Annotated in this window: 13 protein-coding genes and 1 pseudogene; 2 read left to right on the plus strand and 12 right to left on the minus strand. The window is 71.8% G+C overall.

Features of this window, described 5'->3' with window-relative positions; translation table 11 throughout:
* The first annotated feature begins 30 nt into the window (after positions 1 to 30).
* Positions 31 to 1,374, plus strand: a complete 1,344-nt coding sequence (locus AB0950_RS18190) for a helix-turn-helix domain-containing protein (RefSeq protein WP_366778913.1) — start codon at positions 31 to 33, stop codon at positions 1,372 to 1,374.
* Between the two features lie 467 nt (positions 1,375 to 1,841).
* Here the strand turns inward: AB0950_RS18190 and AB0950_RS18195 are convergent, their stop codons facing one another.
* From AB0950_RS18195 to AB0950_RS18230, 8 genes are all read right to left on the minus strand, one after another.
* Entirely contained in the window at positions 1,842 to 3,878 is a 2,037-nt protein-coding gene (locus AB0950_RS18195) for an NADH:flavin oxidoreductase (protein ID WP_366778914.1), read from the minus strand.
* A 41-nt stretch (positions 3,879 to 3,919) separates the two neighbouring features.
* Positions 3,920 to 4,951: a Gfo/Idh/MocA family oxidoreductase gene (locus tag AB0950_RS18200; protein WP_360571906.1), complete on the minus strand. Its 1,032-nt coding sequence runs from the start codon at positions 4,949 to 4,951 to the stop codon at positions 3,920 to 3,922.
* Between the two features lie 29 nt (positions 4,952 to 4,980).
* Positions 4,981 to 6,105: an FAD-binding oxidoreductase gene (locus AB0950_RS18205; protein WP_366778915.1), complete on the minus strand. Its 1,125-nt coding sequence runs from the start codon at positions 6,103 to 6,105 to the stop codon at positions 4,981 to 4,983.
* 145 nt (positions 6,106 to 6,250) lie between these two features.
* Positions 6,251 to 7,324: a LacI family DNA-binding transcriptional regulator gene (locus tag AB0950_RS18210; protein ID WP_366778916.1), complete on the minus strand. Its 1,074-nt coding sequence runs from the start codon at positions 7,322 to 7,324 to the stop codon at positions 6,251 to 6,253.
* A gap of 53 nt (positions 7,325 to 7,377) precedes the next feature.
* Positions 7,378 to 8,148, minus strand: coding sequence for an amino acid ABC transporter ATP-binding protein (locus tag AB0950_RS18215; RefSeq protein ID WP_360571911.1), 771 nt, complete (start codon positions 8,146 to 8,148; stop codon positions 7,378 to 7,380).
* Entirely contained in the window at positions 8,145 to 8,894 is a 750-nt protein-coding gene (locus tag AB0950_RS18220) for an amino acid ABC transporter permease (RefSeq protein WP_360160659.1), read from the minus strand. The genes AB0950_RS18215 and AB0950_RS18220 overlap by 4 nt, the downstream gene beginning before the upstream one ends.
* Positions 8,895 to 8,896: 2 nt before the next feature.
* A complete protein-coding gene (locus AB0950_RS18225; RefSeq protein WP_360571913.1) occupies positions 8,897 to 9,709 on the minus strand; it encodes an ABC transporter substrate-binding protein in 813 nt (270 codons plus the stop codon).
* A 318-nt stretch (positions 9,710 to 10,027) separates the two neighbouring features.
* Entirely contained in the window at positions 10,028 to 10,408 is a 381-nt protein-coding gene (locus tag AB0950_RS18230) for a hypothetical protein (RefSeq protein WP_366778917.1), read from the minus strand.
* A 631-nt stretch (positions 10,409 to 11,039) separates the two neighbouring features.
* On the opposite strand from AB0950_RS18230, the pseudogene AB0950_RS18235 reads away from it, so the two are divergent.
* Positions 11,040 to 11,313 (plus strand): annotated as a pseudogene (locus AB0950_RS18235) (transposase); the annotation flags it as partial.
* A gap of 15 nt (positions 11,314 to 11,328) precedes the next feature.
* Here AB0950_RS18235 and AB0950_RS18240 read toward each other — a convergent pair.
* The 4 genes from AB0950_RS18240 to AB0950_RS18255 all read right to left on the minus strand — a co-directional run bounded on the left by AB0950_RS18240 (position 11,329) and on the right by AB0950_RS18255 (position 14,973).
* Positions 11,329 to 12,246, minus strand: a complete 918-nt coding sequence (locus AB0950_RS18240; RefSeq protein WP_366778918.1) for a hypothetical protein — start codon at positions 12,244 to 12,246, stop codon at positions 11,329 to 11,331.
* 173 nt (positions 12,247 to 12,419) lie between these two features.
* Positions 12,420 to 13,460: a sugar kinase gene (locus AB0950_RS18245; protein WP_366778919.1), complete on the minus strand. Its 1,041-nt coding sequence runs from the start codon at positions 13,458 to 13,460 to the stop codon at positions 12,420 to 12,422.
* Entirely contained in the window at positions 13,457 to 14,344 is an 888-nt protein-coding gene (locus AB0950_RS18250; protein ID WP_366778920.1) for an SMP-30/gluconolactonase/LRE family protein, read from the minus strand. Before AB0950_RS18250 ends, AB0950_RS18245 begins: the two co-directional genes overlap by 4 nt.
* Entirely contained in the window at positions 14,341 to 14,973 is a 633-nt protein-coding gene (locus AB0950_RS18255; protein WP_366778921.1) for a bifunctional 4-hydroxy-2-oxoglutarate aldolase/2-dehydro-3-deoxy-phosphogluconate aldolase, read from the minus strand. The genes AB0950_RS18250 and AB0950_RS18255 overlap by 4 nt, the downstream gene beginning before the upstream one ends.
* Positions 14,974 to 15,026: the final 53 nt, after the last annotated feature.

Genomic DNA, 15,026 nt, shown 5'->3' on the forward strand with positions numbered 1-15,026 from the left:
CGCCTTGTCGTAATCGCCTATGATGTCGCCATGACTTCAGCGGATTCGCCAAATGCCGTGGGTCATCGTGATGACACCCTCGACGGCGGGCCAGGGGCGCAACCCGGGGCCGCTGCCCCGCGGCTCATCGATGCCGAGGTACCGCCCATCGGTCCGGGCCTGGCCGGCGATCCGAGCGGCGAGGAGCTGTTCGCGCTCGCCGACGCCATCGCCGCCGTCACCGGCGGATCCGTGGCCATCGAGGATCTGGACGCCCGGGTGCTCGCGTACTCCACGCTGCCCGGCCAGCGCATCGACGAGCTCCGCCGCCAGGGCATCCTCGGCCGGCGCGTGCCCGACCAGCCCGGCCCGCAGGCCGAGCGCCAGCTGCGCCAGTACCGGCAGGTGCTGGCCGCCCCCGGTGTCGTACGGCTGGCGGGGCTCGCCGAGGGAGAGCTGCAGCGGGCGGCCGTCGCCATCCGCGCCGGGAGCCTGCCGCTCGGCACGATCTGGGCGATCGAGGACCATGCGCCGCACGACGAAGGGCTCGACGCCGCCTGTGAACGGGCCCTCCTGGACGGCGCCCGGACCGCAGCCCTGCACATGCTGCGCCGCCGCAGCGCCGCCGCTCTCGAACAGCACGCCCGCGAACAGGCCCTGCGTGCCGGCCTGGACGGCACCGCGCCGGCCCACGACACGGCGTACCGGCTCGGCCTCACCGCGGGCACTCCACTCACCCTGATCGGCTTCGCCCCGGTCGGCGGCGCGGCGGAGGCGGGGGCGGCGCTGACCCGCCTGGTCGCCGAGCTCGGCCGGCACTGGGGGGCCGTACGCCCCTCGGCCGCCGTCGCCACCGGTCCGCGCGCTGTCTACGCCCTGCTGTCCGGAGAGGACCCGGACGCCGCCCGGCGGTTGGCCGCGCAGGCCCTCGCCGCCGTGGCCCGCCCCCGAACGCAACCGGCGCGGGCCGCCGTCAGTCGGCCCGCCGCCGACGTCACCGAGCTGCCCGCACTGCGCTCGGAGGTGGACGACGTGTTGCGGGTGACCACCAGTGAACCGGAGGCGCCCCAGGTCGCCACCCTCACCGACGTGCACGCCCGCGTGCTCCTCACGCACGTCGCGGACGAGCTGGTCCGGCGGCCCCGCCTGCGGCACCCGGGGGTCGAGGCGATGCTCGAGCACGACCGCACCCGGAACACCCACTATGCCGCCTCGGTGCTGGCCTGGCTGGACGCCGTTGGCAACGTGGGCGAGGCGGCACATCAACTGACGGTGCATCAGAATACGCTCAAATACCGCCTCCGGCGCGCCCGCGAGCTGTTCGGGCTCGACCTGGAGCATCCGGACGACCGGCTCTCCTGCTGGCTGCAGCTGCGGATCGGCACACCGCTCTGACCACCGCCCGAGCCGAGGGTGGGCGAGGTGCCCCCGCATCCGGGCCGGCCATGGCCCGCCGCAGGCTGCCTGGCTGTGTCCGTGTACGTCGGGGACCACGCCCACCCCGTCGTGAGGCGGGCATGCATCGGCTCTCCTCGCCGGTCGCCGTGTCTGTGAGCGTACGGCCGTTGTCAGTGCCTGCTGACACGATCACCGCCATGACACCGTTGCTTCTCGCCGACATCGAACGAGCCGTTCGCAGCAGTTGGAGTGCCGAGACGTGCACCCCTGGGTTCCGATCGCGCTGGACCGAGGACAATCCGGCCCGGGATCAGTGCGGGGTGACCGCCATGCACCCTCGACCCGGGCCACGGTGGCCGGACGGCTTCCGTCAGGTCAGCCACGGTGCCGAGCAGTGCACGGCCGCGCAGGTCATTGTCCAGGTCGTCGAGGCGTACCGTCGCTGGCTGGACAAAAACGACCTCTCACAGTGCCCCGCACAGTCGCCGGGCGTCAAGGAGCGCGGCGTGGACGTTGCGGTGGGTGACGGCATCACCGATCCGAAACAGCTGGTAGGCGCCGGCCTGGTTGGTCACTCGGTCCTGTGGCCGGCCCTCGGCCAGCGCGGTCAGGTCGGTCTCGCCGAGGTTGCGGGATCCCGCCCGCAGCTGGTGGTACAGGTCGTCGGCGGGCATGGTGCCGTGTTCGACGACGACCTGGTCGACCGTCCGCTCACACACCGCGTCGGTGTAGGCGTTGGCCAGCGTGGCCACCAGTGCGCCGCTCTCGCGCCGGACTCCGCGCAGCACATGGTCGGGGGTGAGCACCACGCCGTGTGCGTACAGGGCGCGTAGGTAGTCCGGGTAGAGGGTGCCGGTGACATCGGCGCCGACCGTCCGGTCGGGGGTGACGAGCTCCACCTGTACGCCGGCAGTGGCGAGGTGTTCGGCCGCGGTCAGCGCCTGCTCCCCTCCGTGGTCGTCGAAGATCAGTACCCGGTGGCCGGGCCGGGGGGTGCGGCTGAGGACGTCCCAGGTCGAGTCGACCAGTTCCTCTCCGCTCTGGCCCACGGCGGTGTTCGGGAGCCCGCCGGTGGCCACCACCACAACGTCGGGTCGCAGAGCGAGGACGTCGGCGGGCTCGGCGAGGCAGCCGCGTCGGACGGTCACTCCCAGGTGTTCCGTCTCCTTGGCCAGCCAGTGGATGATCCCGGCCTTCTCGGCGTGCCGTGGGGTGCGGGCGGCGAGGATCACCTGCCCACCGAGCCGGTCGGCGGCCTCCAGCAGCGTCACGTGGTGACCACGTGACGCGCAGACGCGGGCGGCCTCCAGTCCCGCCGGACCGCCGCCCACCACGACCACACGCTTGCCGACGCTTGCCGGGTCGACCAGTTGCGGGATCACCGATTCCCGGCCGGTGGCGGGGTTGTGCAGGCAGAAGGTCTCGACCCGGGAGGCGCAGTATGTGGCGCCTACGCAGGGACGGATGCGCTCCTCCTGTCCGGCGAGGAGTTTGGCGACGATGTGCGGGTCGGCTATGTGCGCCCGCGTCATGCCGACCATGTCGGCGCAGCCGCCGTCGATGGCGTGCCGGGCGGTGGGCAGGTCGGCGATCCGGCCGGCGTGGAAGATCGGAATTCCCCCTGCCTCCTTGCGGATCGCGGCCGCCACCGGCAGGTGGGCGCCCAGCGGTCGGCCGAAGACGGGGATGACCTCGGCCAGTTCGCGGTCGGTGTTGCCGGAGCCGTAGATGACGGACAGGAAGTCGAGCCGGCCGGTGCCGGCCATCGCCGTGGCGATGTCGATGCAGTCGGCGGGTGCGAGGCCGCCGGCCACGCCCTCGTCGCCGGGCACGCGCATGCCGACGACGAAGTCGTCGCCGACCTGTTCGCGGACCTCTTCGAGCACCATGTGACCGAAGCGCAGCCGGTTCTGCAGAGTGCCGCCGAACTCGTCGGTACGGTGGTTGGTGCGCGGCGACCAGAACTGGTCGATCAGGTGGCCGGCCATGGCGGCGATCTCGATGCCGTCCAGGCCGCCCTCGCGTGCCCGTCGCGCGGCGGCACCGTAGGCCTTGACGATCCGGTCGATGTCGAAGTGCTCGATCTCCTTGGGAAAGCTGCGGTGTGCCCGCTCGCGCACTGCGGACGGGCCGAGTGCGGGCAGCCACTGGTCGATGTCCCATTTGGAGCGCCGGCCCAGGTGGGTCAGCTGGATCATGACGGCGGTCCCGTGCCGGTGCACGCGGTCGGCGATGGAGCGGTAGAACGGCAGGATGGCGTCGTCCCCGGCATTGATCTGGTCGAAGACGTTCGCGGAGTCCGCCGCGACGTTGCTCGAACCTCCGATGATCGTCAGAGCGATGCCGCCCTTGGCCTTCTCCTCGTGGTACAGCTCGTAGCGCAGGCCCGGCGCGCCGCCCTGCAGATAGCCGGAAGGCGCGTGCCCGGTGCTGTAGATCCGGTTCTTGAGCGTCAGGTTGTTGATCCGCAGCGGCTGCAGGACGGGGTCGTTCGCACGCACGGGCAGGACTCCTTCGCCGGGTCGAGGGGATGGGTGCGGGATCAGGGCAAGCGGACGGCCTGGCCGCTGCGGGCGCTGGCCCGGGCGGCGTCCAAAACGGTGGCGGTGGCCACCGCGTCCCACGGATCGACGGGCACCGCGCCGGTGCCGCGGACCGCCGCGGCGAAGGCGGGGTAGAACAGGTCCCACGCGCCGCGGGCGGACGGCACGGGCTCGGCGTGTGCTCCGCGCAGCACCTGTCCCCAGCGCTCTTCGGGCTCGGCCCCCCAGCGCTGGCCCTGCGCGGACGGGGAGGCACCTGCGATCAGCAGCGCCTCCTGCCCGTCCATCCCGTCGACGACGTAGGTGCCCGAGGTGCCGGTCGCCCGAAAGCGCGGTCCCGGGGCACCCTGCCGCCAGCTGCCCCACAGATGCGACTGCACGCCGCTGTGGTGCGTCAGCGCGACGAAGACGTCGTCGTCCAGCCCGCCTTCGCCGTCGCGGTGGTGCAACTGCGCGTACACCCGCTGAACCGGCCCGGACAGCACCAGGGCCTGGTCGACCAGGTGACTGCCGAAGTCGAGCAGGGTGCCGCCGCCCGCGGCGGGCGGGCCCGGCTCGGGCTCGAACCGTTCGAACCGTGACTCGAAGCGGATCAGCCTGCCCAGCCTTCCCTGGTCGACCAGCTGCCGCAGGGTGCGGAAATCGGAGTCCCATCGCCGGTTCTGATAGACGGTCAGCGGGACACCGAGCCGGTCCGCCAGCTGTACCGTCTGCCGCGCCGACTCCGCGTCGAGCGCGAACGGCTTGTCGCAGACCACCGCCAGGCCCAGCCTCAGCGCCTCCTGCGCCAACGTCACGTGGCTGGCCGCGGGAGTGGAGATCGCGACCGCCTCGGCGCCGGCCCGGGCCAGCTCCTCCAGCGAGGCGTACGTGGGCCGGTCCAGGTCGCGGGCGACCTGTGCACGGCGCTCGGGCGAGGTGGTGACCACCCCGAGGAATTCGCAGTCCTGAGCGGAGGCGATCAGCGGGGCGTGGAAGTACCGGCCGCCGAAGCCGTAACCGGCCAGACCGATGCGTACGGGCGTGGTCATGCGTGATCCCTTTCCGTGGTGGCCGCTGGTCAGCGGAAGCGGCTGGGCCGGAACGCCGCCAGCAGCGGGCTGCGCTCGCCGGTGGTGATCTCCTCGGCCAGCAACTCGCCGGCGATGAGGGCGAGCGTCGCGCCGCTGTGCGTGAACGCGATGAACAAACCCGCAACCTCGTCGAGTTCGCCGAAGACCGGCTCGCCGTCGCCCGGGATCGGCTTGCGACCGACGCCGTAGGAGTCCAGTTCCAGCTGCGGACCACCGGCCAGCACCGCCGTCGCCTCGCGCAGCAACTGCTCGACGGTGGAGTGCTTGACCTCGTAGCTGCCGTCCGCGTGGCCGATCACCTCGGCCGCCGAGGCATCGGAGTCCATCACCAGCGCCCCGCCCGGGGCGGGCCGCAGCGCCACACGCGGGGTGTTCAGCGTGACGCGCAGGGCCGTGTCGACCGGCTTGGTCCGCACCAGCAGCGCCTGCGGCGTCGCATCCGGGATCTCCACCCCGAAGGGGCGCACCATGCCCGGCACGTCGGCGCCCGTCGCCAGCAGGACCGCGTCGACATCGATCCGCTCCCCCGCGCCCGTGCGCACGGCGACCGCCCGGCCCCCCTCGACCACCACACCGGCGGCGCCGCCACCAGCGAGGACCACGCCGCCGGCCTCGGTGAACTCACCGGCCAGGTGCTGGACGAGTGCGACCAGATCCACCCAGCCCTCGCCGGGGTTGAAGATGGCACCCTCGTCGGGAATCGCGGCCGGGTTCACGCCGGGCGCCCACTGCGGGACCTCGTCGCGGCTCAGCCACACGGCGTCGTAGCCGTTGCGCCGCATGTGCTCGAACGCCACGCGGTGCGACTCCTCCCCCGGCGCCGCCCAGGTCAGTCCGCCGTCGAACTTCAGGCAGTCGAAGGACGGGGTCCGGGCGGCGAACGTGCGGTAGCGGTCGATGCCCAGGAGCCGCAGATGATGGTAGGCCTCGGAACGCATGCCGCCGAAGGAGTTCAGCCAGGACAAAGAGCGGCCCGATGCCCCGTCGGCCAGTCCGGCCTCGGTGACCAGGACCACCTGTGCTCCACGGCGGGCGAGCTGCGTCGCGGTCGCCACCCCGATGACACCACCGCCCAGGACAGCAACACGGGGACGGGAAAGGGAAGTACGCATGGAAAACCTCTCGATGTTCCGATGGAGGGCATGGACAGGGCGCCCGTGCAGGCGCAGCGCTTGCCGTGGGTCGACTGCGGTGCCCCGAAGGCTCCGGCCGAAGATTCGGGTGCGGTGGATCAGCCGCCGACTCGGGTGCGGTGGATCACAGGGAATGCCGGCCCGCGCCGGGGCTGTGCACGGCAGTGCTGGAGCGGACGATCAGCTCCGTCGGCAGCACGATCCGCTCGGCCGGGGCGTCATCGCCCTTGATCCGCTCGAAGAGCCGCACCGCAGCGGCGCGGCCCATGTCCAGCGGAGACTGAGCCACCACGCTGAGCGGCGGGTCGACGAGCGTGGTCCAGTCCAGGTCGTCGAAGCCGACCAGGGAGACGTCTGCGGGGATCGCCAGCCCGCGCCGGCGTGCCGCCATGAACAGGCCCTGCGTGGTGACGTTGTCGGTGGCGAAGACCGCCGTGGGCGGCTGCGGCTGTGCCAGCAGGTCCTCCGCCTCGCGCTGGGCCCGTGCCGCGTCGCTGAGCGGTGTGTACTGGATCAGCTCTGCCGACGAGGTCGCCTGGTAGTCGTCCACGGCTGACAGGTAGCCCCGGATACGGTCGATGGACGGGCGGGCCGCGCCCCGTACAGTGAGCCGTCCCGTGCTGGTCCGCGCCACCAGCTCGGGACTCTCCGCGGGGTCGACGCAAGCGAGCAGACCGACCCGCCGGTGGCCGAGCTGGAGCAGGTGCGAAACCGCCTCGTAAGCGGCCGCCTCGTTGTCGATCACGACGCTGTCGGCTTCGAGCGCACCGATGTGCCGGTCGAGCAGGACGATGGGCACGCCCAGCTCCTTCGCCCGCTTAAGGTGGGCGACGTCGGTGACCGAGGTCGGCGCGACGACGATGCCCTCGACCTGCTTGTCCAGCAGGACGTTGACCGCGGCGCGCTCCACCTCGAGCCGGTCGTCGCTGTTGGCCAGGATCGGCTCGTAGCCCTGTTCGCGGGCCACGTCGCAGATGCCGCGCATCGCGGTGGCGAAGTAGGGGTTGGAGATGTCGGCGCCGACGAAGCCGATGCTGCGCGTACCGCCGGAGCGCATGCTGCGCGCCACGGCGTTGGGCGAGTAGCCGAGCCGTTGTGCGGCCGCTTGCACCTGCTCCCGCAGATCGTCCCTGACCCGGCCGTAGCTGCCCAGCGCCCGGCCGGCCGTGGCCACCGAGACGCCCGCCTCACGGGCCACGTCGGCCACCGTCGGACGCCGGCGCCCACGCGCGGCCCCTGTGCCGGCCGGCATCACAGCACCTGCGACAAGAAGGTCTTCAGCCGCGGGGACGCGGGCGCGTCGAAGATCTGCTCGGGCGGCCCGGACTCCACCACGACTCCCGCGTCCATGAACACCACCGTGTCGGCGACCTTCCGGGCGAACCCCATCTCGTGGGTCACGACCACCATGGTCATGCCGCCCCGGGCCAAGTCTGCCATCAACTGCAGGATGCCTTTGACCAGTTCCGGGTCGAGCGCGCTGGTGACCTCGTCGAAGAGCATCACCTGCGGCTCCATGGCCAGAGCCCGCGCGATGGCGACCCGCTGCTGCTGACCGCCGGACAGCTGGGTCGGGCGGTGTCCTGCGCGGTCGCCCAGTCCCACGTCCCGCAGCCGCTGCCGGGCCATGGCCTCCGCCTGCTCCTGGGGCATCTTCTTCACATGACGCAGGGCGAGCGTGATGTTCTGCGCCGCCGTCTTGTGCGGAAACAGGTTGAAGTGCTGGAAGACCATGCCGACCCGTTGGCGCAGCACGTTGACGTCCATCGTCGAGGTGTCCTCGCCGCCCAGCAGGACCTGGCCCGCCGAACGGGTCTCCAGCCCGTTAAGGCAGCGCAGCAGCGTCGACTTCCCCGAACCGGAGGGGCCGATGACGCACACCACCTCGCCGGCCGGGGCGAGAAGGTCCGCGCCGCGCAGGACCTCGACCGGCCCGAACCTCATCCGCACATCGCGGGCTTCCAGGGAAGCGCCTTCGTAACGCTGCCAGTCGGAGGGGACTGTCACATCCGGCGTCGTCATACCAGCGCCTCTTTCGGGTCGACGAGCGACGGCTGCTCGGCCGCCGTGGCGGGGCGGGACCCGTCTCGCAGCCGCCGGTCGATGTGGTTGACCAAGTGGGTCAGCGGGACGGTCAGCAGCAGGTAGCACAGACCCGTGGCCAGCAGCGGGGAGAGGTTGCCGGTCGTCATCGCGTCGTCCTGACCGATGCGGAACAGCTCCCGCTGGCTGGTGACCAGGCCCAGGAAGTACACCAGGCTGGAGTCCTTGATGATGGCGATGAACTGGTTGACCATGGCGGGCAGGACCCTGCGGACACCCTGGGGAACCACCACCAGACGCAGCGCCTGGCCGTGGGTGAGCCCCAGGGCCCGGCATGCCTCGCCCTGCCCCTTGTCCACGCTCTGGATGCCCGAGCGGAAGATCTCGCCGATGTACGCACCCGACATCAGGCTCATCGCCAAGATGGCCACCGGGTACGGCGAGGTCAGCCAGCTGACCTGCGCGGAGAACACTCCCTCGCCGACGATCAGGATGGTCACAGCCGCGGGCAGACCCCGGAAGAGGTCGGTGTAGATCCGGGCGGGCAGACGCAGCCACCAACGAGGCGACAGACCCATGATCGCCAGCACCATGCCGATGACGCTGCCCAGCACAGCGGAGGCCACCGCGAGAACCAGGGTGTTGCGCAGCCCGTAGGTGAGCAGGTCCGGCAGCACCTGGCCGATCAGTTGCCAGTCGAAGAAATTGTGCAGGAATGCGTTCATGGCTATCCCTTGGCGGTGTACGGGGGCAGCTGGCTGCCGGTGGGCACCGGGTCCTGCGGGAAGTACTTCTTGTACAGCTTCAGCCAGGTGCCGTCGCCGACCAACTGCTTGAGCGCGCTGTTGAGCTCGCCGGCCAGCTCCGTGTTGCCCTTGCGCACCGCCCACCCGGCGGGGAAGGCGGTGGCGGGGAGGGTGATCGGCTGCTTCAGGTGCAGGTCCGCGTACTTCTTGACGATGCCGAGGTTCGGTTCGAAATCGTTGAAGAACCCGGCGACTCGGTTGTCCTTCAGCGCGAGGTCGGCGGAGTTGTCATCGGGGAACCGGACGATGTCCGCCCCCGGCAGGAACGTGGCCGCGTTGGCGTCCTCGATGGAGCCCTGCAGCACGGCGATCCGCTTGCCCTTCACGCTCGCGACAGAGGAGGTGATCCCGCTGTCCGGCCTGGTGAGGACGCCGAAGTAGCCGGCGAGATAGCCGTCGGAGAAGTCGACCATCTTCTTGCGCGGCGCAGTGATGCCGATCGCCGCGGCGGCCACGTCGAACTGCCGGTTGCCGACCGCCGGCAGCAGCGCCGAGAAGTCCAGGGACACGATCTGCGGCGCGAGCTTCAGCTTGCGCGCGGCTGCCGAGATGAGGTCGACCTCGAAGCCGGTGAGTCTGCCGTTCTCCTCGTACGCGTAGGGCTTCATGTTGTTCGAGGTGCCGATCTTCAGTACGCCCGCTCGGCCGACCCCTTGCGCCTGCCCGGCAGAGCCCGCCCCGCCGGACTTCCCCCCGGAACCACAACCGGTCACCGCGAGCAGCAGCACGGCCACCGCGGCAACCCCTCTCTTCGCTGGACGGGCCTTCCCCATAACTCCTCCATGCATGCCGGGACACTCTCGCGTGTGCTGGGGTCCGGATCCGACTGATCGACCCGGACGAGAGGACAGGTGGGACAGATGCCGACGAGGCCGAAGGGGGCCACGCCCGGCGGTGGATGTGGGCCAGGGACTCTCCCGGCAGCACCCCAGGCGAAGTGACGCACGTGCATCACTCCCGCCCGCCGGAGAGAGAACGTTCTCTCCAACGGATTGAGAGAACGTTCTCACCGGGATCGTCGAGCGTCAATACCTTCAACCGCGGATGCCGGCTCATGGCCGGGGACGATGGGGGTTCAGCGGGACGATGACGATCGCGTCGTCCCAGGCGGTCACGAACTCGGCTGATGCGCGTTCGGCGGTGGTCTCCCGGAGGAGCAAGGCTGTTCGGTCATGTGACTTCCTCATAGCGTCGCGCTCGGTGTGGCCCCAGGACGGCACGGGACGTCGGCGGGCGGCGACCGGTGCGGCCGGGCGTACGGCGGCGCGGCGCACGGCGCGGCGTACGGTGCGGGCGCCGGGCGCGATGAGCAGGCCGAGGGCGACCGCGACCACCCACAGCACGAACGCAGCCGCGGCGGCGAGCAGTTGCACGGCGAGGACCGCCCGGTCGATCAGGGTGATGAACAGGGTGGCGGCGTCGTAGAGGATCATGCGCCCGGCTCCAGGTGCTCGCAGTCCCCGACCGCCTGGCGCTGGGAACCGGGCGCCTGGCCCGGCCAGTGCATCTGCCATTTGCGCCTCGGCGTGCCGCCGTCCGGCGGATGTAGCGGTCAACCACTGCACAACGCCGCCGGCCGTCTGCGGAGTTGTGCCCGACCCTTGCGGTCTCTCCCGTCACCACCCCGGGGACCGCATCCTCCTCCCGCTCGCTGGAGGGCGGTCAGCCGGGCCCGTCGGCGCATCTCCTGATCGATCCGCACCACCTCGTCGGCGGCTGCCTGGTCCCGCCTCATCCGCCCCTCGAGATCGCCTGGCCACGCCTGGCCCCGGGAGGCAGCCGCGGCAACGCCCTCTGACTCACGGTGCGGCCCCGGGCCTTCGCCACGACTTGGCCACGCACCGTGCTCAGCTGCGGATAGTCGAGCAGCGCCAGCCGTCCCCCGCCGGCCACCCGTTTCAATGACTCCTGCCCTTGCGGCCGAGTCGTGGCCTCGCTCTGACCTCCGCGCTCAGACCAGGAACGGGCCGAATAGATCGGACCGCAGGCCGGTGAACGTCTTCACCGCCAGCAGATCCACCCCACGAGCTCGTAACAGGCCGACCACGCCATCGGTCGGTCCCGTCGCGGACGATCCGCGACCACCTGCGCAAGCGCGGTATCCGAGCGGTGATTCCCATCCCGGCGGACCGGCGAGGCCACCGGATGCGACGCGGCAGCCGGGGCGGTAGGCCACCGGCCTTCGATCGCGAGGCCTACAAGCAGCGCACCACTGTCGAGCGGTGCATCAACCGCCTGAAGCAATGGCGCGGTATCGCGACCCGCTGGGAGAAGACCGCGACCATCTACCCGGCCGGACTCCACAATCGCCGGCATCTTCCTCTGGTCCGCCCGCTGATCCAAACGAAGGCCCCTAGCCGATCAGGCGGCGGCGCCAGTCCAGGGGGGTGACGGTGATGGCCCGGCCGGGGTCATGGTCCCACTCGGCGTGGAGACCGACCGCTTCGAGTGCGGCCACGACCTCGTGGCCGATGGCTGCAGTGGTCTCGGACGAGCCATCGAAGCCGCCGTAGAGGAGCATCAGTCCGTGGCCGGCGGCGGCAGAGTCCGTGCACTGGGTGTGAAAGTAGACGAAGCCGCGGGCGTCGGGCCCGCCTTCACCACCGATCTCGGACTGGCCACAGTTACGGCAGCAGGTGAAGTTCTCACGGGCCGTGATACCGGCGTCCTGCAGCGCGGTGAACGCGCGGGTCAGCCGCTCAGGGTCTGTCTCGCCCTGCCACTCGGCCTGCTCCGCGACCCGCTCGAGCCACAACCGGTCGGCCAGCGCCTGTGCCTGCTCGCGCGAGACGGGCCGGCGGTCATCGGTGACCAAATACTCCTCGGCGAGCTCGGCCAGTTCGGCGCGAGAGGCGTAGCCGCCAACCAGCACCTCACGGACGCGCTTCTCCAACTCCTTGTGCTCGTCTTCGCCGAGGTCGAGCGGCGGCACCTCGCGGGCGGGGCCCATGTCCAGCAGCGACCAATCCAGACCACCGTCCCATCCGGCCTCCTGGCGTGCCCAGCCGGTAATCGCCGCAATCACGACCTCGGGCCCGTCGACGATCGTCTGGAACTGCCGGTCAGCGGCACCGTCGCGGTACTCCAGCGTGTAGTCACCACCGGCCTTGTGCCACACCTGGGCGAAGACGTCAGGCAGGTCGGGTATCCGCTGGACCACCAGGAACCGGTCACCGTCACCACCGATCCGCCGGACCAGCCCTGCGAGCTCCTCGGCGGACACACGGACGTGCCGTTCCCAGTTCTCCGTCTTCACCACGATCTCGAGCATGCGAAGACTCTGACATACCCCGATGACTGCGGACCTCCTGGGACCCGCGACGCAACTGCACTTCCTGCTCCGCATCTCAGGGGAGACTGCGCGCTTTCCGTCCTGGCGATGGGACGCCGCCGGAGCAAGATTGATCCCCCCGCACGACAATGGGCGACGGTGATCCGGCTGTGCTAGGCCAACGCCGGTCCTCCCCATGGCCCACACCTGGCCCCGTCCGACGCGGACCTCGGTGTCTCCTCGTACGCCTGCCATTCCTCGTCCGAAAGTCCGAGGAGTCGGTCGAGGCAGCGGTGCGGCGGGAGCGGGCCGCGGTCTCCGGTCACCTTCAGGGCGGAGACCGCGGTGATGTGGCCGAGGCGCAGGGCGCGGTCCACGGGTTCACCGCGCAGCAGGCCGGTGAGGAAGCCGGCCGCGAACGCGTCGCCCGCGCCGACGGGTTCGACGACGGCGGCACGCAGCGCCGGCACGGTGACGGCGCGGGACGCCGTGTAGGCCGTCACCTCGCGGGAGCCGTCCTTGACGACGAGGACGCGCGGGCCGGGCAGTAGTTCGCGTACGGCCGCCGGGGTCAGGTCCGCGCCCCACAGGTCCTGGGCCTCGTCCAGTCCGACGAGGACGATGTCGGCGCGTCCGGCGAGGTCGCGCAGCACGTCCGGGGCGGTGCCCCGCGGCCAGAGCGGGGCGCGGTGGTTGACGTCGAAGCTGATGGCGTACCGCCGTTCGGCGGCAGGGACGGCGAGCGCGTGGGTGACCAGTTCTTGGCAGGACGCGGACAGGGCCGGGGTGATGCCGGTGAAGTGCACGAGAGCGGCCGTGCGCAGCGCCTCGTGGTCGAGCAGGTCGGGGCCGAGGGCGGAGGCCGCCGAGCCCTTGCGGTAGTAGTGCACGCGGGTGCCGGTGGGTGTCGGGTCCTTCAGCATCAGGCCCGTCGGCCGGTCGGGGTCGGTGCGCACGTGGGCGACGTCCACCCCGGCGGCGGCGACGGCCGACCGCACCCGCGCGCCCAGCGGGTCGTCACCGAGCGCCGAGAGCCAGGTCGCCGGGATGCCGTGGTCCGCCAGGTACATCGCCACGTTGGACTCGGCTCCCGCGACCGACAGCCGCACATGGCCGGCGTCGGCCAGTGGCCGGGGCGGGTCGGGAGCGAGGGCGGCCATGGTCTCGCCGACGCAGACCACGCGTCCCGGTGCCGGGCGCCAGGTGTCCGTCACGCGAGGTCTCCGGCCACCGGTGCGGAGGGGGCGAGCCGGAAGGCGGGCGTGGGTGTGCCGGGCACGTCGACGGGCACCGTGAAGACCGCGCCGTCGTACGGTCCGGGCGCGTCGAGGCCCACCGTGGCGGTGGTGACGTGCAGCAGCGTGCCTTCGAGGCAGACGCCGGCGGGCTGTCCGGCGGGGAGGCGGACGACCCGGCCGAGGGTGCCGTCCGGGAGGTACCGGCGGACCGTTCCGGTGCCCCAGACGGCGCACCACAGGGCGCCCTCGGCGTCGACCGTCATGCCGTCGGGGGCGCCCTCGTCCACGGTGAGGAAGTCCTCGGGGGTGCCGACGCGGCCGGTGTCGGGGTCGACCGGGTAGCGGCGGACGATGGCGTGGGCGCTGTCGGCCAGGTACATGGTGCGGCCGTCGGCGGTGAAGGCGGGTCCGTTGGGGATGGTGATGCCCTCGACGGCGAGGGTGACGGTGCCGTCGTGGTCGACGCGGTAAAGGGTGCCGGCGCCCTCGGTGTTGTCGTAGGCCATGCTGCCCGCCCAGAAGCGGCCCGAGGGGTCCGCGACACCGTCGTTCATGCGCATCTCCGGTCCGGGGCGGTCCTCGGGTGTGGCGAGCCAGGTGAGTGCGCCGTCGGGGCCGAGGAGGCAGATGCCGGTGCCGGCGGCGGCGATCCACGTGCCTGCGCGGCCGGCGACGGGCGCCACCGCGCCCAGCGGGACCGGCAGTCGGAGTATTTCGCGCAGCGCGGCCCCGGGGTCGTCGGGGGTGGCGAGCAGGCGTCCCTGGAGGATGTCCACGAGGACGACGCCGTCGCCGGTCCAGCGGATGCCCTCGCCGAGTTGGAGGCGGTCGGGACGGGTGGGCAGGAGCGGCTCGGTCATGCCGTGGTCTCCTCGGCGGCGGCGCGGAAGGCGCGGGCGCGCTCGCGCAGGCCGGGCAGGCTTCCGCCGTCGGCGGCGTCCGCGACGAGCGGGGAACCGACGCCGACGGCGGTGGCGCCGGCGACGAGGTAGGCGCGGGCGGCGTCCAGGTCCACGCCACCGACGGGCACGAAAACGGTGTCGGGGAAGGGGGCCCGCAGGGCCTTGAGGTAGGCCGGTCCGCCGGCGTCGGCTGCAGGGAACAGCTTGAGCGCGTCGGCGCCCTGGGCGCGGGCGGCGATGATCTCGGTGGGGGTCATGACGCCGGTGAGGACCGGCAGGCCGAGGTCGCGGGCGGTGTCGGCGCCGGCGCCGAGGCCGGGAGTGACGGCGAAGGCGGCGCCGGCGTCCCGCGCGGCGCGCGCCTCGTCGGCGGTCAGGACGGTGCCCGCGCCGATCGGCCGGTCGGGCCCGAGTTCCGTGGCGGCCCGTGCGATGACGCCGAGTGCGTCGGCGCCGCTGAGGGACACCTCGATCAGGTCGATGCCCTCCTCCGCGAGCACCAGTACGGTGCGCAGGGCGGCGTCCGGGTCACCTCCGCGCACGATGGCGAGGAGGCGGCGGTCGGCCAGGGCGGCTCGTAGGTCCACGGACAGGGGCTCCTTCTGTGTCGGTTCGGTGCTGCGGCGCCCTCTCGGTGGGT

It is taken from the genome of Streptomyces sp. NPDC007189 (genome assembly GCF_040703635.1).
Lineage (GTDB): Bacteria > Actinomycetota > Actinomycetes > Streptomycetales > Streptomycetaceae > Streptomyces.

Coding starts and splice junctions, on each gene's coding strand:
- AB0950_RS18215 (WP_360571911.1), bottom strand. CDS start 8,148: ATGACGACGCCGGATGTGACAGTCCCCTCCGACTGGCAGCGTTACGAA.
- AB0950_RS18220 (WP_360160659.1), bottom strand. CDS start 8,894: ATGAACGCATTCCTGCACAATTTCTTCGACTGGCAACTGATCGGCCAG.
- AB0950_RS18200 (WP_360571906.1), bottom strand. CDS start 4,951: ATGACCACGCCCGTACGCATCGGTCTGGCCGGTTACGGCTTCGGCGGC.
- AB0950_RS18190 (WP_366778913.1), top strand. CDS start 31: ATGACTTCAGCGGATTCGCCAAATGCCGTGGGTCATCGTGATGACACC.
- AB0950_RS18230 (WP_366778917.1), bottom strand. CDS start 10,408: ATGATCCTCTACGACGCCGCCACCCTGTTCATCACCCTGATCGACCGG.
- AB0950_RS18240 (WP_366778918.1), bottom strand. CDS start 12,246: ATGCTCGAGATCGTGGTGAAGACGGAGAACTGGGAACGGCACGTCCGT.
- AB0950_RS18250 (WP_366778920.1), bottom strand. CDS start 14,344: ATGACCGAGCCGCTCCTGCCCACCCGTCCCGACCGCCTCCAACTCGGC.
- AB0950_RS18205 (WP_366778915.1), bottom strand. CDS start 6,105: ATGCGTACTTCCCTTTCCCGTCCCCGTGTTGCTGTCCTGGGCGGTGGT.